At 42.5% G+C, this 19,746-nt stretch carries 20 protein-coding genes; 14 read left to right on the top strand and 6 right to left on the bottom strand.

Going from position 1 to position 19,746, the window contains the following annotated elements; genetic code table 11:
• Positions 1-116: 116 nt before the first annotated feature.
• The gene (locus tag J2W55_RS02455) at positions 117-2,339 is read right to left on the bottom strand and encodes a RelA/SpoT family protein (protein ID WP_310091545.1); all 2,223 of its coding nucleotides are present in this window, start codon (positions 2,337-2,339) and stop codon (positions 117-119) included.
• A 108-nt stretch (positions 2,340-2,447) separates the two neighbouring features.
• Here J2W55_RS02455 and J2W55_RS02460 point away from each other — a divergent pair, with 108 nt between their 5' ends.
• From J2W55_RS02460 to bshB1, 3 genes are read left to right on the top strand one after another with little or no spacing between them, the layout of a single operon-like run.
• On the top strand, positions 2,448-3,062 hold the full coding sequence (locus tag J2W55_RS02460; RefSeq protein WP_310091547.1) for a DUF4294 domain-containing protein: 615 nt from the start codon (positions 2,448-2,450) through the stop codon (positions 3,060-3,062).
• 2 nt (positions 3,063-3,064) lie between these two features.
• Positions 3,065-3,571 carry a glutathione peroxidase gene (locus J2W55_RS02465; protein WP_310091549.1) on the top strand — a complete coding sequence of 169 codons (507 nt, stop codon included), beginning with the start codon at positions 3,065-3,067 and terminating at the stop codon, positions 3,569-3,571.
• A 14-nt stretch (positions 3,572-3,585) separates the two neighbouring features.
• Positions 3,586-4,308 (top strand): bacillithiol biosynthesis deacetylase BshB1, encoded by a 723-nt coding sequence (gene bshB1, locus J2W55_RS02470; RefSeq protein WP_310091551.1) that lies wholly within the window; start codon positions 3,586-3,588, stop codon positions 4,306-4,308.
• A gap of 78 nt (positions 4,309-4,386) precedes the next feature.
• Here bshB1 and J2W55_RS02475 read toward each other — a convergent pair whose 3' ends face one another.
• Together J2W55_RS02475 and lat are read right to left on the bottom strand one after the other, a co-directional pair.
• Positions 4,387-4,824, bottom strand: coding sequence for a hypothetical protein (locus J2W55_RS02475; protein ID WP_310091553.1), 438 nt, complete (start codon positions 4,822-4,824; stop codon positions 4,387-4,389).
• A gap of 236 nt (positions 4,825-5,060) precedes the next feature.
• Positions 5,061-6,392 carry an L-lysine 6-transaminase gene (gene lat / locus J2W55_RS02480; protein WP_310091555.1) on the bottom strand — a complete coding sequence of 444 codons (1,332 nt, stop codon included), beginning with the start codon at positions 6,390-6,392 and terminating at the stop codon, positions 5,061-5,063.
• Positions 6,393-6,657: 265 nt separating this feature from the next.
• On the opposite strand from lat, the gene J2W55_RS02485 reads away from it, so the two are divergent.
• Positions 6,658-7,368, top strand: a complete 711-nt coding sequence (locus J2W55_RS02485; protein WP_310091557.1) for an endonuclease/exonuclease/phosphatase family protein — start codon at positions 6,658-6,660, stop codon at positions 7,366-7,368.
• A 12-nt stretch (positions 7,369-7,380) separates the two neighbouring features.
• On the opposite strand, the gene J2W55_RS02490 is transcribed toward J2W55_RS02485, so the two are convergent.
• The gene (locus J2W55_RS02490) at positions 7,381-8,283 is read right to left on the bottom strand and encodes a 1-aminocyclopropane-1-carboxylate deaminase/D-cysteine desulfhydrase (protein ID WP_310091560.1); all 903 of its coding nucleotides are present in this window, start codon (positions 8,281-8,283) and stop codon (positions 7,381-7,383) included.
• A 135-nt stretch (positions 8,284-8,418) separates the two neighbouring features.
• Between J2W55_RS02490 and J2W55_RS02495 the strand changes: the two genes are divergently transcribed.
• Together J2W55_RS02495 and J2W55_RS02500 are read left to right on the top strand one after the other, a co-directional pair.
• Complete coding sequence (locus J2W55_RS02495; RefSeq protein ID WP_310091561.1) at positions 8,419-9,456, top strand: RluA family pseudouridine synthase; 1,038 nt, start codon at positions 8,419-8,421, stop codon at positions 9,454-9,456.
• Positions 9,457-9,808: 352 nt separating this feature from the next.
• Positions 9,809-10,645, top strand: a complete 837-nt coding sequence (locus J2W55_RS02500; RefSeq protein WP_310091563.1) for an aminotransferase class IV — start codon at positions 9,809-9,811, stop codon at positions 10,643-10,645.
• A 9-nt stretch (positions 10,646-10,654) separates the two neighbouring features.
• Here J2W55_RS02500 and J2W55_RS02505 read toward each other — a convergent pair whose 3' ends face one another.
• Positions 10,655-11,473: a DUF3050 domain-containing protein gene (locus J2W55_RS02505; RefSeq protein WP_310091565.1), complete on the bottom strand. Its 819-nt coding sequence runs from the start codon at positions 11,471-11,473 to the stop codon at positions 10,655-10,657.
• A gap of 180 nt (positions 11,474-11,653) precedes the next feature.
• Here J2W55_RS02505 and J2W55_RS02510 point away from each other — a divergent pair, with 180 nt between their 5' ends.
• The 7 genes from J2W55_RS02510 to J2W55_RS02540 all read left to right on the top strand — a co-directional run bounded on the left by J2W55_RS02510 (position 11,654) and on the right by J2W55_RS02540 (position 18,177).
• Positions 11,654-11,986, top strand: coding sequence for an L-rhamnose mutarotase (locus J2W55_RS02510; RefSeq protein ID WP_310091567.1), 333 nt, complete (start codon positions 11,654-11,656; stop codon positions 11,984-11,986).
• Between the two features lie 21 nt (positions 11,987-12,007).
• Complete coding sequence (locus tag J2W55_RS02515) at positions 12,008-13,357, top strand: alpha-L-fucosidase (protein WP_310091570.1); 1,350 nt, start codon at positions 12,008-12,010, stop codon at positions 13,355-13,357.
• Positions 13,358-13,380: 23 nt separating this feature from the next.
• Complete coding sequence (locus J2W55_RS02520; protein ID WP_310091572.1) at positions 13,381-15,039, top strand: UxaA family hydrolase; 1,659 nt, start codon at positions 13,381-13,383, stop codon at positions 15,037-15,039.
• A gap of 73 nt (positions 15,040-15,112) precedes the next feature.
• Complete coding sequence (locus J2W55_RS02525) at positions 15,113-15,877, top strand: SDR family NAD(P)-dependent oxidoreductase (protein ID WP_310091574.1); 765 nt, start codon at positions 15,113-15,115, stop codon at positions 15,875-15,877.
• 30 nt (positions 15,878-15,907) lie between these two features.
• Positions 15,908-16,753 carry a fumarylacetoacetate hydrolase family protein gene (locus J2W55_RS02530; protein ID WP_310091576.1) on the top strand — a complete coding sequence of 282 codons (846 nt, stop codon included), beginning with the start codon at positions 15,908-15,910 and terminating at the stop codon, positions 16,751-16,753.
• Positions 16,746-17,576: an amidohydrolase family protein gene (locus J2W55_RS02535; protein WP_310091578.1), complete on the top strand. Its 831-nt coding sequence runs from the start codon at positions 16,746-16,748 to the stop codon at positions 17,574-17,576. The genes J2W55_RS02530 and J2W55_RS02535 overlap by 8 nt, the downstream gene beginning before the upstream one ends.
• Before the next feature lie 400 nt (positions 17,577-17,976).
• Positions 17,977-18,177, top strand: coding sequence for a hypothetical protein (locus tag J2W55_RS02540; protein ID WP_310091580.1), 201 nt, complete (start codon positions 17,977-17,979; stop codon positions 18,175-18,177).
• A 68-nt stretch (positions 18,178-18,245) separates the two neighbouring features.
• Here J2W55_RS02540 and J2W55_RS02545 read toward each other — a convergent pair whose 3' ends face one another.
• Positions 18,246-18,743: a DinB family protein gene (locus tag J2W55_RS02545; RefSeq protein WP_310091582.1), complete on the bottom strand. Its 498-nt coding sequence runs from the start codon at positions 18,741-18,743 to the stop codon at positions 18,246-18,248.
• A 208-nt stretch (positions 18,744-18,951) separates the two neighbouring features.
• On the opposite strand from J2W55_RS02545, the gene J2W55_RS02550 reads away from it, so the two are divergent.
• Entirely contained in the window at positions 18,952-19,734 is a 783-nt protein-coding gene (locus J2W55_RS02550) for a polysaccharide deacetylase family protein (protein WP_310091584.1), read from the top strand.
• Positions 19,735-19,746: the final 12 nt, after the last annotated feature.

The raw sequence follows: 19,746 nt of genomic DNA on the forward strand, positions 1-19,746 counted from the left end.
GGCTGTTTAAAAATAAAAGAACGTATCCCACAATGACACGCGTGCACAGCTTTCATCAGGAGCATAAAATATTATAAAAATTGATTTTAAACAGCCCCTTATGTCTTGTCGTTTTATTAAGATGCCTTTTCAATTACCGAATCAAAACGGTTAACCGCGGTGATGCCTTTTACCAGCTTCAGGTTTTTGATCAGATTTTCCAGGTGCTCCGTATCGTTAACATACACCATTAACGAGCCTTCAAAAATACCGTTGTCGCTATCAACCGTAATTGACCGTATATTAACCTTAAAATCCTGTGATATTACGGTAGTAAGCTTATTAATAAGGCCTACATCATCAATGCCGGTAATACGCAGGCCGGTTAAAAATGCCAGCTCCTGCTGGTTGGTCCACCGGGCTTTTACAATACGGTAGCCATAATTGGCCATCAACTTAGCAGCATTAGGGCAATTGGTACGGTGAATTTTAATGCCATCGCTTACGGTAACAAAACCAAACACATCATCGCCGGGGATAGGGTTACAGCAATTGGCCAGTTTATAGTCAATTTTTTGCATGTCCTCACCAATCAGCAGCATATCGCTGTCTTTGGTTTTAATGTTGCGCAACAGGCTTTGTACCTGTTCATGCTCTATTTTGTCCTGCGGTTTGTTTTCAATTACCTTTTCTGAGGCCTGGTAATCTTTCAGGTCCTTCATATCAATAATGCCTTTGGCAATGTTGTAAAAAAGGTCCTGGGTTGATCCCAGTTTAAAAAAGTAGCTCAGCTTATGTATGTTCTCAGAGTTGTAGGTTATCTTGAGCGATTTTAATTTACGTTCCAGGATCTCCTTGCCATCCTCGGCAACTTTTCTTTTTTCTTCTTTTAATGCCGATTTTATTTTGGCTTTGGCCTTGGCCGTAACCACAAAGTTAAGCCAATCTTCCTTAGGTGTTTGCTTACCCGAGGTAATGATCTCAACCTGGTCGCCGTTTTGCAGTTTATAGCTTAGGGGAACCAGCTTATGATTTACTTTGGCGCCAATACAACTGGCGCCCACATCGGTATGTATCTCAAAGGCAAAATCGAGCGCGGTAGCATTTAAAGGCAATTGTATAAGGGCGCCTTTTGGGGTGAAAATGAATATTTCATCGCTGAAAAGATTCATCTTAAAATCGTCCAGAAAGTCAAGCGCGTTCGAGTCAGGGTTTTTGAGCATATCCCGTACCTTTTGCACCCATTGGTCAAGCCCGCTGTCGGTGGTCGATTCTTTGTATTTCCAATGTGCGGCAAATCCTTTTTCGGCAATTTCGTTCATGCGTTTGGTACGTATCTGTACCTCAACCCATTGCCCGCGGGGGCCCATTACGGTAGTATGTAATGATTCATACCCGTTTGCTTTGGGCGATGATATCCAGTCGCGAAGCCTGTCGGGATTGGGCCGGTAAAGGTCGGTAACTATCGAGTAGGCTTTCCAGCAATCGGCTTTTTCCGCTTCAGGCGTGCTGTCAAGAATCACCCTGATGGCAAAAAGGTCATAAACCTCTTCAAAGGGAATCGATTTTTTCTTCATCTTGTTCCAGATGGAGTGGATGGATTTTGGCCGGCCAAAAATATCAGCCTCCAAGCCCTGGCCAAGCAATACCTTTTTTATCGGTTCAATAAAATCGCGGATAAACTTTTCACGTTCGGCCTTTTTCTCGTTCAGCTTGTTTTTAATGAACTGGTAGGTTTCCCGTTCCATGTATTTCATAGAAAGGTCTTCCAGCTCAGATTTAATGGTATACAAACCCAGCCGGTGTGCCAGCGGGGCATAAAGGTAAACCGTTTCTGACGACAGTTTAAGCTGCTTATCGCGCGGCATGAACTCCATTGTGCGCATATTATGCAGGCGGTCGGCCAGTTTAATGAGTATCACCCGTACATCATCGGCAAGGGTGAGCAGCATTTTACGGAAATTTTCGGCCTGCAATGAGCTGTTGGTATCAAATACACCCGATATTTTGGTTAAACCGTCAATGATCTTGGCGACCTTTTTGCCAAATTCCATCTCAATATCGTCAAGCGTCATGTTGGTATCTTCAACCACGTCATGCAGCAGGGCACACACTATGGAGGTGGTACCCAAACCTATCTCTTCGGCTGCTATCTGGGCAACCGCAATAGGGTGGTATATATAGGGCTCGCCGCTTTTACGGCGCATATCCTTATGGCTTTCAAGGGCCATATCAAACGCCTTGCGTATCATGCGCTTATCACCCTTTTGCATGGTTGATTTACAGGCACGCAGCAAGGCACGATATCTTTTTAATATCTCATTCTTCTCAGCTTCCAGGTCAATCACTAACTCTTTCATATGTTGATATTGACGGTATTAATTTATAAACTTGTAATTATAAATTATTATTACAGATTATATTAAAATACCACAAAAAATTGCTTTAATTTTGTTTTAAGTAAAATTATGAAATTTATTGGGTTTCTGTTGTTGTTTTGTTGCATCATGGGTACGGTAAGCGCCCAAACAGATACCCCTGCACCAGTAAATTTAGGCAAAAATGATACCATCAGAACGGGCATGACCGATTTGGACGGCGAATTGGTGCCATGGATACTTGCCCCGGAGGTAAAAATTGTTGATACACGTATATTTGCCAGCGAGGCCGACAGGATGAATTACCTCAGGCTAAGGTATAATGTGTTCAAAGTACTGCCGTACGCGCGTTTTGCGGGGGAACGTTACCGCCAGCTGCAGCGTGACCTGGCACTTACAGGCGATAAGCACAAGCAGAAGGAACTTGTGAAAGCCTGTGAAACCGAAATAAAAACATTGTTTAACAAGGAAATAAAAAATCTGACAATTAGTCAGGGTGAGGTACTGATCAAACTGATTAACCGCGAAACCGGAACCACCAGTTATACGATGGTTAAGGAGTTAAAAGGAGGTTTTAAAGCATTCATGTTTCAATCAGTGGCCAGCATATTTGGCCATAACCTAAAGGAAACTTACGACCCTGAGGAGCAGAAAGATATCGAGGCCATCCTTCGGCAGGCCGGATATAATTCCACCAGCAATTAGTAATGAGTGATAACAGTATTTACAGGTTTAATATTCAAACATTAAACGGTGAAGAGATCAGCCTGTCTGCCTATAAAGATAAAGTGCTTTTGATAGTTAACACCGCCTCCCAGTGCGGGTTTACTCCACAGCTTAAAGAGTTAGCTACTCTTAAAGACCATTTTAAAGACATGGACTTTGAAATACTGGCCTTTCCCTCAAATGATTTTGGCGGTCAGGAACCATTGGAAGGCGCAGCTATAGCCACCTTTTGTGAAAACGCCGGCGCCAATTACCCGGTATTTGATAAGATAAGGGTACGCGGCCCGTACGCGCATCCGCTGTATCAGTTTTTTGCCAATAAAAAAGAAAACGGCGCACTAAAATCTGTCCCCAGATGGAACTTTCATAAGTTTTTAGTTGACAGGAGCGGTCATGTAACCGACTTTTATTATCCATTTACCAAACCTACATCTTCAAAGATCAGGAAAAAGATTGAGCGCCTGTTACTGGCTGCCCCCTCTCATTAATTCAACGCACATTTATGCTTAAATTAGATATATTAGTTTTATCGGTTCATCCTGACGATGCCGAACTTGGATGTTCGGGCACTATTTTAAAACACGTTGCCATGGGCAAAAAGGTAGGTTTTGTTGACCTTACCCGCGGCGAACTGGGAACGCGCGGTACTGCCGAGATACGTGAACAGGAAGCTACGGCTTCGGCAAAGATACTGGGCCTTGCCGTGCGGGAAAACCTGGGCCTGCCTGATGGTTTTTTTGAAAATACCAAAGAGTATCAGCTAAAGGTGATAGCATCCATACGCAAATATAAACCCGAGATAATATTAACCAATGCCTATCATGACAGGCACCCTGATCATGGGCGGGCAAACGAACTGGTAGAAACGTCTGCGTTTTTATCGGGCCTGCGAAAAATTGAAACCTGGGACAACGGCGTACAGCAGGAAGCATGGCGCCCAAATCACGTTTTACATTTTATACAGGACAATTATATTGAACCGGATATTTTAGTTGACGTTACCGATTACTGGGATAAAAAGATAGAAAGTATTTATGCTTTTGGGTCGCAGTTTTATAACCCGGAATGGAAAGGCGAACCTCAAACCTATATCTCATCGCCCGAGTTTATAAATGTAGTAGCAGCCCGTGCCAGTGAGTTTGGGAAAAGCATACAAGTGAAATATGCGGAGGGCTTTACGAGTAGAAAAATTTTAGGGGTGGATAATTTATTTTCTTTAAAATAATATATTAATTAACCATTAATAAATAAAGCCGTGGTGTAATAATAACACCACGGCTTATATTTATTGAGTAGTTTAATATTAGGCCTTTATGTATTCAAACCGGTTGTTTTCATTGCTTCGTTCCCTTCTAAGTTTGTTTTCATTTGCAAGTTTTAGCAATATGCCTGAAAGTTCTGAAGTCTTAAAATCTGAATCAAACTGCTCTTTACAATAGTTAGCAATTGACGATATTGAACGTGATTGGTCAAAAAAATCAGTTGCCAATAACTGATTAAGAATTTTGGTAGCGCCTGGTTTTTTACGCCCCGTTGATGCAAAGCTATCGTCATCTGCACGCATCCTGCGCCCTTTTTTGTTGAAAATCTCAGAGCCGTCAGCGTCCACCTTCTCAGATTCTATCATTACCTCCAACAGCCGGTCAATGATCCGCACTTGTACGGCTTCTGATTGGAACGAATTAACAACTTCAGCTACTTCAACAAGTTGTTTTTTTAATTTCTCTATGTGCTTGCTCATTTTGTGAAAAAAAAAGATTGGGTTAATATTAGTAGGGATAGTACAAATCTAACTGGAATAATAATTAAAAATATAGCGTATTTTGGTTAAAAAATAGTATATATTAATATTTTACTCCTCCTACCGCCCAGAAAGTATCATTTTCTCTTTCTTTAAACCGTGCAAATGACATATTAAATATTAAAATCACGTGTTTGAGAGGCTAACTAAATTACAAAAACGATATTATTAGGTTATTATAAACTGTGTGATATTTTTTCGAGAGCGTCAAGTCCGTGGTCAATGTGCTCTTTTTCAATAATTAGCGCAGGCCTGAAACGTATGGTTTTATCTCCGCAGCCTAGGAACATAATATTATGTTCAAGGCCTTGTTTAATAAATGCGTCGCGCCTGTTTTTATCGGGAAAGTCAAAAGCGGTAAGTAGGCCTTTGCCGCGTATGTTACTAATTATAGCTGTTCTTTTTGCAATTTCGGTTAACTGGTTTTGCAAATACTCACCCATTTGCGCCGCGTTTTCGCACAGGTTATCTTCTTCAATAACTTCCATGATTTTTGATGACCGCACCATATCAACCAAACTGCCGCCCCAGGTAGAGTTAATGCGTGAGGATACCCGGAAAACGTTGTCCTCAATTTCATCAACCCGTTTGCCGGCCAGTATACCGCATACCTGCATTTTTTTACCAAAGGCCAAAATATCCGGGCGGGCCTTTTCACCAAAATGTTCATGGCACCAAAATTTACCGGTAAGGCCTACGCCTGTTTGCACCTCATCATAAATCAGCATGGCCTCGTATTCATCAGCAAGTTCGCGCAGTTTTTCCAAAAACTCTTTACGTACATGATTGTCACCGCCTTCAGATTGCACGGGTTCAATAATAATAGCGCAAATATCATCCTTGTTTTCGGCAAAGGCGGTCCTGATCTGTGAAATAGAAAATTGTTCGCGTTTCACAAGGTCGTCATGATTGCTGTCGCTATACGGAAAGTTTATTTGAGGTATGGACACGCGTGGCCAATCAAACTTGGCAAACCACTTTGTTTTATTGGGGAGGGTATTGGTAAGGCTCAAAGTATAACCCGAGCGACCATGAAAAGCGTGCTCAAAATGCAGCACTTTAAACCCTTTTTCTTTGGTATAGCCTTTGGCAAAGTTTTTTTGCACTTTCCAGTCCATAGCTACTTTGAGGGCATTTTCAATAGCCAGTGAACCACCTGCTATAAAAAAAGCATGCGGCAAATAATCGGGTATGCCTACACGCGCAAAGGTTTCCACAAACTGTGCATACTGAGTGGTATATATGTCTGAGTTTGACGGGTTGGTTAGCGCGGCCAGCATCAGGTTTTTTTTAAACTCTTCGTCGTTCACCATTTTGGGGTGATTGTAACCCAACGGCACCGAAGCAAAGCAAGTAAAAAAATCAAGCAGCGTCCGGTTATATTTAGCATCGTAAATATAAACACCCTTGCTTTTTTCCATATCAAAAGTCAGATCAAAGCCATCGGCAAGTACATGCTTCTGTAAGGAGGCCTGCACATTTTCGGGAGAGACAAGTAGGTTGTACATATAAATTTGGTTTAATACAAATCTACTAAAAACCCCTTAAAAACAAAATTTAGGCGGTTTTTGAACCGATTGTGAAAAAAGTAACTTTAAATTGTTTAAAGTTACTTTTTGTACCAAACTTAAAAATGGTCGTAAAATATTTAACCCGTTACAACAAATAGTTTGGGTGCAATCAGCACTGGTTTCCTGCAAAATTCCTAAGTTTATTATCAAATTGTTTTGGAACGGTGCAGCCTGAAGCGTTTAATTGCAATAAGGCTTTGGTATGAAGATAATCACTTGGAACTGCAATATGGCTTTTAGGAAAAAGGCCAGTGTTATCCTGGCGTATAAGCCTGATATTTTAATTGTGCCGGAATGTGAATGTCCGGATAGACTAAACTTTGGCCACGAATCACAAACGCCAACAGATATCCTATGGTTTGGCACCAATCAGCATAAAGGACTTGCCATATTTTCATACAGCGATTACAGGTTCAAGGTTTTAGACAATCACAATCAGCAGCTGCGGATGATCATTCCTGTTTATGTAACAAACGGATTGTTTGATTTTAATTTATTCGCGATATGGGCAAACAACCCGGCAGACCCCGACGGCCAATATGTAGAGCAGGTTTGGAAAGCAATTCACCACTACGATGACCTGATACTAAGCAGGCAAACCATATTGATTGGCGACTTTAACAGTAATACCATCTGGGACAGGCAGCACCGAAAAAGCAACCACTCCAGCTTAGTGCAGCGTTTGGAAGAAAAAGGAATTTATAGTTCATATCATTTGCATTACAAGCAGGTGCAGGGACAAGAACAACATTCTACTTTTTATTTATACCGGCATAAAGACAAGCCTTATCATCTTGATTATTGTTTTATGTCGGCAGATATTGCGGAAAGGCTTACGTCAGTTGAAGTAGGTGATTATGATTACTGGATGAAATATAGTGATCATGTACCTTTGATAATAACCCTTAACTAAGTTTTACGCCTTCTATCCGCCCAATTTAAACCTGTCCTTCATTCCCAGCAAACCCCATATACCGCCGCTGTGGATAGCTAAAATACGACTGCCCCGCTTAAAGTGTTCCTGGCGGATAAGATCATAAAGTGCATACATCATTTTACCGGTGTAAACAGGTTCAATTAATATACCTGTGGCGGCTACAAACTGCTTTACAAATGCTGTTAGTTCATCATCGGCCTTGCCATAGCCTCCAAAATGATAATCGGTGTGCAGGTCATAGTCACTAGGTACAGTCAAAAAACGGTTGATCTCCTCTCTCATAAATTCACCATTTTTAAGTACCGGGACGGCATTAAACCTGCTTTTGAGCTGGTTTTTAGTTAGCCCGTTAATGATACCGGCGGCTGTAGTGCCGGTTCCGCAGGCGCAAAAAATATGATCATAAGGTTCTGTAAGCTCATCAACCAGTTCGCTGCAACCCCTGGCTCCTTCGGCAGACGCGCCGCCTTCATCTATAAAAAAGGCCTGCTCATTATTACCCAAATATTTACTGAACAAAGCATGTTTATCGCGGTAGCTTTCGCGGTCGGTAAATAACAACTCCATGCCATGCAGTTTGCACAAAAACAAGGTGTTATTGTCAACGTTTTCCCCTCGTACAATACCCGTAGCTTTAAACCCGAATTTTGCGGCCGCGGCGGCAGTGGCCAGCAAATGGTTGGAGTAGGCGCCGCCAAAGGTCACCAGGTGATTTTTACGCTGTGCCTGCGCTGTTTTAAGCACATATTTTAACTTGCGCCATTTATTGCCCGATATGATGGGATGGATCAGGTCATCGCGCTTCAGGAAAACTTTTACATCGTGTTCATCAAACAAAGGGTTGCTGATGGGGTGAACCGGACTAAAAATTTCAAGATCAATATTCATCATATAATGTCAGGCATCGGGATATTAGTATCAACACATCTTTTGCAAATGCCAAACTATTTAAAAAACCTGACACTTAATAACAATATCCTGATACTATCTTAACCTACCACAAAAAACGATTACTTTTGCCCTCAAATGGCAGACGATACCGAGCTGATAGAGCAGGAAGAACAGGACTTATTTGAACATTTACGCGTTGTGGTTGACAAAGGGCAATCCCTGCTGCGTATTGATAAATTTTTAATGCACCGGGTTGAGAATGCCTCGCGCAACCGCATCCAGAATGCTATTGAACTGGGTAACGTGCTGGTGAACGATAAACCCATTAAATCAAGCTACAGGGTAAAACCGCTTGATGTGATATCGGTAGTGCTGCCGCACCCGCCCCGCGATACCGAAGTTTACCCCGAAGATATCCCCATTAATATTGTTTATGAGGACGATGATGTGCTGGTGGTTGATAAAGTTGCGGGCATGGTGGTGCATCCAGGTTATAATAACTATACCGGTACGCTGGTTAACGCGTTGGTTTACCATTTTCAACAATTGCCAACGCTGCCCGGTAATGATGGCAGGCCGGGATTGGTACACCGTATTGACAAAGATACCTCGGGCCTGTTGCTGATCAGTAAGAACGAGCGCTCAATGAACTGGCTTGCCAAGCAATTTTTTGACCATATCATTACCCGCAAATACATTGCCCTGGTTTGGGGCGACCTGGAACAGGACGGTACTGTTACCGGCTATATTGGCCGCAGTGTGAACGACCGCAGGGTGATGTCAATATATGATGATCCTGAAAAAGGAAAATGGTCTGTAACACATTATAAGGTGCTTGAACGTTTAAACTATGTTACACTTATAGAGTGCCAGCTGGAAACCGGCCGTACCCACCAAATAAGGGCGCACATGAAACATATAGGGCATCCGCTGTTTAGTGACGCTACTTACGGGGGTGATAAAATTTTAAAGGGAACTATGTTTAATAAATACAAACAGTTTGTTGAAAATTGCTTTGAGCTGATGCCGCGCCAGGCGCTGCATGCGCAAACGCTGGGCTTTTTGCATCCCACATTAAAAAAGCAGATAGCCTTTGAATCCCCATTGCCCAATGATTTTGAAAGCGTACTGCAAAAATGGCGTAAATACACGGAAGCAGATATGAAACATTAGATGTGAGATATTAGATTTGAGATATGAGAAACAAAATCAGAGGTTATTCATTATATGAAAATCTCACGTCTGAAATTTTTATATGGGTAACAAAATCTCAAATCTAATATCTCAAATCTCACATCTAAATTTTTTATATAGGTAATAAAATCTCAAATCTAATATCTCACATCTCACATCTTAATTTTTTATATGGGTAACAAAATCTCAAATCTAATATCTCAAATCTCACATCTAAATTTTTTATATAGGTAATAAAATCTCAAATCTAATATCTCACATCTCACATCTTAATTTTTTATATGGGTAACAAAATCTCAAATCTAATATCTCAAATCTCACATCTAAAAAAATGACGCCCGTTTTTATCAATTTTAATGGAGATATACTTCCGGCAAACAGCCATTTGCTTACCATAGCCAACAGGGCGTTCAGGTATGGCGATGGTTTATTTGAGAGTATGCGTTTAATGAAGGGCCAGTTAAAGTTTGCCGATCTGCACGCCGATCGTTTGCAGCGTGGTATGAAAGCCCTTAAAATTGATAGCTACTCGCAAATGGATGCCTGGTTCTTGAAAGATATTGCAGAGGAACTGGCTAAAAGAAATAAAGTAAAACATGGCCGTTTGCGCCTTACGGTTTATCGCGACGCGGAAGGGCTTTATACGCCCTCGCAAAATAAAATGGGGTATTGCCTGGAACTTACCCCGTCTGATGAGCCTCGTTATTTTTTGAATGAAAAGGGTTTGATCATGGATGTTTTTACCGAATTGCCCAAACCCTCAAACTACCTGTCGAACATTAAAACTTGTAATTCACTCATTTACGTAATGGCGGGCATTTATAAAGTGCAAAACAAGCTCGATGATGTGTTTTTGTTAAATCAAAATGGCTTTTTATGTGAGGCCTCCAGTTCCAATATATTTATTTACTATCAAAACCATCTTTATACGCCGGCCCTGAGTGAAGGCTGCGTTGAGGGGATAATGCGTCAGGTAGTGATTAAACTGGCCCGGGAAAACAATATTGATGTAACCGAGGCCCAAATAAACCCCGATATACTATACGAAGCGGATGAGGTATTTTTAACCAATGCCACCCGTGGCATACAAACGGTAATGGGCTTTGGTGTACGGCGTTATTTTAACCGCGTCAGCAAAGTGTTGATGGATGAGCTGAACAAGCTGTAGGTTATAAACTTACAATTCAAAAACAGCAGGTGCTTTTATAGCAGCCAATATCCCATCCCAAAGCACTAAGCGGGCTTGCAGGGCTTCTTTTACGGCTTCGGTAGCTTCCTGCCATTTGGCATTGTCATCGCCGCAAAGTTCGGCAGTCATTTGGTAGGCTAGCCGCGAGTGGTGGTCGCCATCAACTTCTATATGGCGTTCCAGGTAATACAGTAAAATATCAACCTTGCCCGGCAACTGCCTGCTGAGCTCCTTTACCATGCTTACAAACATATCAGGAATCAGGTCCTCACGGCCAAAAGTAAAAACAGCCGCCTGCACGTGGTTTTTGTTATTGCCAATCACCTCAAACGTATGCTGTACAAAATTACGCGCGGCTACCGGAATATCGGCAATAATAAGGGCCTCGTCAATATGCTTGCCATAATTAAGCTCATAAAACAGGTTGTTAATGGCTGTAGCCTGGTTGCCGGCCTGGTGCATGGCACGCAGGTACAGTTCAAAATGACTGGTGCGGTTTCCGGCTTCGTCGGTATCGCTTTCTTCGCCGGTAACTATTTCATTAATCAGGTACCGGGTATTGGCATTTCCGGTGGGCATCCATGGCGTGGCAGTACAGGTTAACTTTTGCTGCAGCGATTTTAACAACGACATAAAATCCCATACGGCAAATACATGATGGTCCATAAAAATGGTAAGCTCATCAAGCGAATGGATCTGCTTATAAAGCCCGTGCTGTATTAACTGTTCGCGTAAGGGTTGTATCTCGTTTTTTAAAAGGGTAATTCTGTCGCTGTAGTTTGCCATGCGGGCAAAAATAGTAAACATGGTGATTATTAATAAGCTGATTAATTTTTTTGACTTTGGATTGATGGGAAATAACCATTTAAAAAATATGCTGCCGGCCCATGCCAAAAAAGCTTAACATTTTGGTTATTTTCTGATAACTATTTTGCATCAAACCTTATTTCTTTGTAGTACCGATATAACCTCATTTATAACACATTTATGAGTCATAGATACTGCTTAACTCTTGATTTGGTTGATGACAACAGCTTAATTACCGAATACGAAAAATATCATGAGGCCATATGGCCCGAGATCCGCAAAAGCATCACAGATTCGGGCATTATCAGTATGGAAATATACCGCTTTGATGTACGCTTATTCATGATCATGGAAACTGACGATAGCTTTAGCTTTGAAAAGAAAGCGGCTATGGATGCTGTTAATCCAAAAGTGGAGGAATGGGAAACGCTGATGTGGAAATACCAGCAGCCTGTAAAAAATGCCCTGAAAGGCGAAAAGTGGGTTTTGATGAATAAGATATTTTCCTTGTAAACCAATTATCAACTAAATATTATGCTTAAAAAAACACAACTGCTATTAGCCCTGGTGCTTTTAACCATCTCGCCGGTATTAGCCCAAAAAATGATTGGCACCGAAACCGATGCCCAAAAAGAAAAACGCATGGAGTGGTGGAAAGATGATCGCTTTGGTATGTTCATTCACTGGGGCCTGTACTCAGGCGCGGCCCGGCATGAGTGGGTAAAGCATAATGAAAAGATAGATAATGCGGGCTATCAAAAATATTTTGACCAGTTTAACCCCGATCTGTTCGAGCCTCAAAAATGGGCGCGGCAGGCCAAGGCAGCCGGCATGAAATATGCCGTACTTACCACTAAACACCACGAAGGTTTTTGTTTGTTCGATTCAAAATTTACTGATTACAAAGCGCCGAATACCAAGGCCAAACGTGATCTGGTGCGCGAGTATGTGAACGCCTTTCGCGCGCAGGGCTTAAAAGTTGGATTTTATTACTCCCTGCTTGACTGGCACCACCCTGATTATACCATTGACGAAATTCACCCGCAATCGCCAAAGGATAAAAGCGATGCTTCATATGCTGCTTTAAACAAAGGCCGGGATATGGCTAAATATCGCCAGTACATGCGTAATCAGATCACTGAGTTGTTAACCAAATACGGCAAAATTGACATCCTTTGGCTTGACTTTTCGTTTCCTCGTAAAGACGGTCATGGAAAAGGGAAAGACGAATGGGGTTCTGTTGAATTGCTGAAACTCATCAGGAAACTGCAACCAGGCATTATAGTTGATAACAGGCTTAACCTGGAAGAGTACAAAGACGGCGCCGATTTTGAGACACCTGAGCAGGTAAGTACTGCCGAACTGTTAAAGTATCGCGGAAAAACCTGGGAAACCTGTCAAACTTTTTCAGGTTCGTGGGGATACTACCGTGACGAAAATACATGGAAAACGCATCGCCAGTTGCTTGACCTTTTAATTACATCGGCAAGTAACGGTGGTAACCTCATCCTGAACGTTGGGCCAACTGCCCGCGGCGAGTTTGACTACCGCGCAACCAACGCGCTGGATAGCCTGGGCCATTGGATGCATGCTAATAGTCAGTCTATTTATAACTGTACCTACGCGCCCGATAGCTATAAGATACCAGAAGGTACAAAGCTTACGTATAATAAAGTAAACGGACGTTTATACGTGCATGTGTTTGATTATCCAAAAGATGGTAAATTAACCTTGCCGGGCTATAATGGTAAAATTAAGTATGCACAGTTTTTAAATGACCATTCAGAACTTTTAAGTAAAACCGCAGGACAGGATGTAGAACTAACTATGCCTGTTAAAAAACCAAATTACGAAATACCTGTAATTGAATTAACCCTTAATTAAACAAGGAACAAGGACTTATTATAATGTCACAAAAAGAAATATTTTTAAGGATACACCCGCATGATAATGTGTTGGTAGCGCTTCAAAACCTGGAGCAGGGAACGGTGATCAATTTTGAGGGTAACACTTTTGCTTTAACTGAGCGCGTAGCCGCTAAGCACAAGTTTGCCATTAATGAATTAAAAACCGGGCAGGAAATATACATGTACGGTGTATTGGTAGGCAAAGCCACCAGTACCATACCGCAGGGTGGCTTGCTGAGTACGCAAAATGTACATCATGCTTCGGAGGGTTTTCACCTGGGTGAGCGCAAATTGCAATGGCACAAGCCAGATACCGGCAATTTTGATGGTAAAACATTTATGGGCTATCATCGTGCGGATGGCTCGGTAGGTACAGCCAACTACTGGATAGTGGTGCCTTTGGTATTTTGCGAAAACCGCAACATTAATGTACTGAAGGAAGCCCTGGTTGATAAGCTGGGTTACAAAAAAGCCAAAAGCTACGAGGGCGATGTTGAGCAGTTGATGGAGCTTTACCAGGCAGGCAAATCGGTAGAGGAAATATTGAACGCCGATATTCAGGCTTCGGCAGAAAAAGCCGGCTCTAAGCGCCTTTTTAAAAATATTGATGGTATTAAATTTTTAAATCACAGCATGGGCTGTGGTGGCACAAAAGATGATTCAGACGCTTTATGCGGTCTGATAGCCGGCTATGTTACACATCCCAACGTTGCGGGGGCTACCATTTTAAGTTTAGGTTGCCAGCATGCGCAGGTGAGTATTTTACAGGCCGAAATAGCTAAGCGCGACCCGGCTTTCAGCAAACCAATGGTAGTACTGGAGCAGCAAAAAGTAGGCACTGAAAGCGAGCTGTTGAAACAGGCGCTAAAGCAAACCTTTGCAGGGCTGGTACAAGCCAACCAGGTACAACGCCAGCCGGCGCCGTTATCAAAGCTTTGTATTGGAATGGAGTGCGGCGGGTCTGACGGGTTTTCGGGTATTTCGGCAAACCCCGCGTTGGGTTACGTGTCTGATCTATTGGTAACCATGGGCGGTTCGGTGATCCTGGCTGAGTTTCCGGAACTTTGTGGTGTGGAGCAGGAACTGAGCGACCGTTGTGTTGATGAGGAAACCGCCAACAGGTTTATGCATTTAATGACCACTTATAATGCCAGGGCCGAGGCCGATGGTTCGGGCTTTTATGCCAATCCATCGCCCGGAAACATTCGGGATGGGTTAATAACGGATGCCATTAAATCGGCGGGCGCGGCAAAAAAGGGCGGCACGTCTCCGGTAGCTGCCGTGTTAGATTATCCCGAAAAGGTAACCAAACCCGGCCTTAACCTGCTTTGCACCCCTGGCAGCGATGTGGAAAGCACCACAGCTGAGGTAGGGTCGGGAGCCAACATTGTGCTGTTCACTACCGGCCTGGGTACACCCACCGGCAACCCGGTAGCGCCTGTAGTAAAGCTATCAACCAATACCGTGATGTACGAAAGAATGCCTGATATTATTGATATAAACTGCGGTACCATTATTGAAGGCGACGAAACAATTCAGCAGGCCGGCGAGCGCATATTAAATTATGTGATACAGGTAGCCAGTGGTGAGATTGAACCAAAATCAGTAAAATTGGGCCAGGATGACTTTATCCCGTGGAAGAGGGGCGTATCTTTATAGCGGCTTCAGGTAAATAAAGGAGCAAGGACACGGTGAGCCAGCTCATCAACAAAAAGAATAAATTGAAACTAACATGTTTAAATTAACCAATAAATCGGTAGTTATAACAGGCGGCGGCAGCGGTATAGGTAAAGCGATGTCTGTACTTTTTGCGCAGCAGGGGGCTACAGTGCATATCATTGAATTGAATGATGTTGCAGCAGCCGAAACTGTGCGTGAGATTGAAGCCGCTAACGGAAAAGCAACAGGCCACGCCTGCGATGTAAGTAACCAGCAGCAGGTGGTGGATACTTTTAACAAAATAGGAACGGTTGACATTTTAATAAATAACGCCGGAATAGCCCACATTGGCCGTGCTGATAATACCAGTACTGAAGATTTTGAACGCGTATTTAATGTTAACGTAAAAGGCGCGTATAACTGCCTTTACGCGGTTATCCCATTGCTAAAGGCTAACGGTGGCGGTGTAATATTAAACACGGCGTCCATTGCGGCAAGTGTGGGTATTACCGATAGGTTTGCCTACTCCATGAGTAAGGGCGCCATACATGCCATGACACTTTCTGTAGCACGCGATTACCTGCATGACAACATCAGGTGTAACTGCATTTCGCCGGCACGTATCCATACGCCGTTTGTTGATGGTTTTATAGCCAAAAACTACGCCGGCAAGGAAGATGAGATATTTGAAAAGTTATCAAAAAGCCAGCCTATTGGCCGCATGGGCAAGTCAGAAGAGGTAGCGGCGCTGGCCTTATATCTTTGTTCAGATGAGGCTGGTTTTATCACCGGTACAGATTATCCCATTGATGGTGGTTTTATTACCCTTAATAATTGATCTTTTTAAAAACAATACTATAATTACACTATGAAGCTTATACGATTTGGCGCAAACGGGCAGGAAAAACCAGGAGTGATACTCAACGATAAAAAATATGATGTTTCTGCCTTTGGCGAAGACTATACCGAGCAATTTTTTGAAACTGACGGTGTGGCCCGCCTTGCCGCGTTTATAAAAGACAAACAGCTGCCCGAGATTGCTGCTGGTGCGCGTTTGGGCAGCCCGATAGTACGCCCGTCAAAAATAGTTTGTATCGGCCTAAACTATGCCGATCATGCTAAAGAAACCAACGCGCCGCTGCCACCCGAGCCGGTAATATTTATGAAGGCCACCACTGCCATAGTGGGCCCTAATGATAACATCGTGATCCCTAAAAATTCGGTAAAAACTGATTGGGAAGTGGAGCTGGCCGTAGTGATAGGCAAAAAAGCATCATATGTTGATGAGGCTAACGCTATGGACTACGTTGCCGGCTATGTATTGCATAACGACGTATCTGAGCGCGAGTTTCAACTGGAACGCAATGGTACCTGGGATAAAGGAAAAGGCTGCGATACCTTTGCGCCGCTTGGCCCCTTCCTGGCTACGCCAGATGAAATTGCCGATCCGCACAACCTGCGCCTGTGGCTTAAAGTGAACGGACAGATCCTGCAGGATGGTACTACCTCGAACTTTATTTTTAACCTGCCTCATTTAATTTCTTACACCAGCCAGTTTATGACCCTGCTGCCCGGTGATATTATTTCAACAGGTACGCCTGCCGGTGTTGGTTTGGGCATGAAACCGCCATTTTATTTAAAACCGGGAGATGTTGTTGAGCTGGGTATTGATGGCCTGGGCGAATCAAAACAAAATGTTGTAGCTTATGCTTAAAATTGACGCGCATCAGCATTTCTGGATATTTGACCCGGTACGCGATAGCTGGATCAATGATGAAATGCTGGTGATTAAACATGATTTTTTACCTGCCGATCTGTTGCCGGTATTACAGCAAAATGGTGTTGATGGCTGTGTGTCTGTACAGGCAAGCCAGTCGGAAGAAGAAACCCGGTTTTTGTTGGATCTTGCTGCCGAAAACCCGTTTGTAAAAGGAGTAGTGGGCTGGGTTGATCTTAAAGCGGATAATCTTGACGAACGGTTACAGTATTATAAGCAGTTTGATAAACTAAAAGGGTTCAGGCACATTTTACAATCAGAGCCTGATAAACAATACATGCTGCAGCCCCAGTTTAAAAAGGGCATTGCGGGTTTGCAAAGGCATGGTTATACTTATGATATACTGATATATCCAGAACACCTGCGTTACGCAGCACAATTGGCAGCTGAGTTTCCTGATCAGCCGTTTGTGGTTGACCATTTGGCTAAGCCGCATATTAAAGACCAGGAAATAAGCGATTGGGAAAAGGATATGCGGGCCCTGGCCCAATATCAGAACGTGCATTGCAAAATTTCAGGAATGCTTACAGAGGCCGACTGGAAAACCTGGAAACCCGAAGATTTTGTACCATATCTGGATGTAGTGTTCAATGCTTTTGGAATAAACCGGGTAATGTTTGGTTCCGACTGGCCTGTATGTTTACTTGCCGGCGGTTACAAAGGAACGATGGAGGTGATAAACGGTTATTGCGAAAAGCTAACAGCTACAGAACAAGCGTTGTTTTGGGGTAATAATGCCGCAGCGTTTTATAATTTGTAATATGCAGTCTCTCAAAATGATACATACCCTGTCATTTTGAGAGCTTATTAAATTCCCCTATCTTTTTTGATGTGATTTCTGAGAAACTTTTTAAAATGATTTTTTAAAAGTTTCGTCGTTATTAACTTCAGGCAAGAGTATCGAGCTTTCTCTATAAAAAATGCCTGAAATCATTTTTAAAGCGATTCAATGATCTCTTTATTAACCCGCCTTGTAGCTAATACCCAGCTAATTAATTATGATATAGATCATATTATGCGTTTGTAAAAGGCAGTAATAAAATTGTGGCACATATTTAGCTGTATAATTATTTGAGGGCCCCTGCACAATAAACAAATAATTTAAGCATTAAGTTTATTGAGGTCAGCTCACGCTTTCAAATAAACTTTATTAAAAGATCATGTATATTATTTTATTAGAAGTTACAGCCCTGCTTGCCGTAATTATTCTGCCATTATTGGTTGTACGCAAAAAGATCAGGAAAAGATCAAAACCTGTGTATAAAATAGACACCAACACTGAATATGCCCGTTACGCTATAAACGAAGACGGTTTTCTGGAAGAAATTAATGTAAGCAATCTGTCGAAATACAAACATTAGTATTTATGATAAGGAAAAAGCCATTGTACCTTTTGCAGGACAATGGCTTTTTTGTTTTTATTAATTTATTAAAAAGCGTGTTCATCCGCGCTTGGGCCATAACTCCCTGGTATTGGTACATCAGGCAGGCGCAGGTATACGCCCAATTGTGCCCGGTGATGCACAATTTGAGAGTAAGCCATTCTGATGATCTCGCCTTTGGTTGATACGCTGATAATGTAATCTCCTTTTCTTAGTGTCCATTCTTTTTCAAGATCTGTATCACTTGCCTGGGCCAGGGTTGTTTTGCCGCTTTCCAGCGATTCTTCAAAAAATTTCAGCAGGTCGGCTGTATTATCTATGGGGTTATTTACATAAGGATTTTTGTCAAAATCAAGTTCACTGGTATTAAGCGCCATGCTTACCCACGTAGGCAGTTCGGCAATATGATTGGCCAGGCGTTGTATGGTCATGCTTTTTTCGTGTGGTTGCCATTGAAATTTATCATTGGGTACGCGTTCCAGCATTTTACGGGTTGTTTGAGCTTCCTGCTCCATTTCTTTTAATAATATGGGGATGATTGACATGGCTTTTTTGTTTTAATGGTTTGTTGCTTTGTTTATGATTCAAAGTAACAAACAACTGGTGACAGCCCTATGTCAACAGGGTTTTATTAAAATGAAAATAAAGATTTTATTGACCGGTAAGCCTTCAAACGGGTGAGTTTATTTACCTGTGAACTGCTTATCTTCATTGCCATAACTTATATTAGCAGTGATATAACAACTATTTTATATGAAAAGAATAATCTGTTTTTTTTTACTTTTAAATACCGTCGTTTTGGTACACGCCCAGTCGGCCAAAAAGCATAAACCCATTATTATGCTTACTTATGATGATGCCCTGCAATCACAGCTTGATATAGCAATACCGCAGCTGGATTCGGCACATCTTACCGGTACATTCTTTTTAGCAGGTAATAATACCACCCGGTTAACCATACCTGCCTGGCGCCGGGTTGCTCAAAAGGGTTATGAGCTGGCTAACCATACCCTTTTTCACCCTTGTGTTACCGGAGGCAAAGGCGACCCGGCAAAAAACTCAGCAAACTATACCGTATATAGCATAATGCGCGAAATTGAAGGAATGAACAGCCTGCTTTACGCTATCGACGGTAAAACTGACCGTACTTATGCCTATCCATGCTGTGAGCTTTCGGTGGGCGGCGTAAATTATGTAGACACCTTAAGGGCATCGGGTTTGGTAAAATATGCTCGCATAGGTGGCGGCGCCGACGCGGTGATCACCGACTCTAAAGATCTCGATCCATTAAAAATACCTTCGTGGGGTGTAGCAAGCAATACCACCGGCGATGAATTGATTGCCTTTGTTAAAAAAGTACAACTAAGCGGAGGGGCCGGGGTATTTATGTTTCATGGGGTTGGGGGCGATTATCTTACCACCCCCGCATTGGCACACAGGCAGTTGTTAACCTACCTTCAACAACACCGCAAAGAGATAGATGTGCTCACTTTTAAGGAGGGGATGGACAGGGTTGCCAATGTTAAACATGATTGATATACTTGGTTC

This window comes from Mucilaginibacter pocheonensis (assembly GCF_031456535.1).
Taxonomy (GTDB): domain Bacteria; phylum Bacteroidota; class Bacteroidia; order Sphingobacteriales; family Sphingobacteriaceae; genus Mucilaginibacter; species Mucilaginibacter pocheonensis.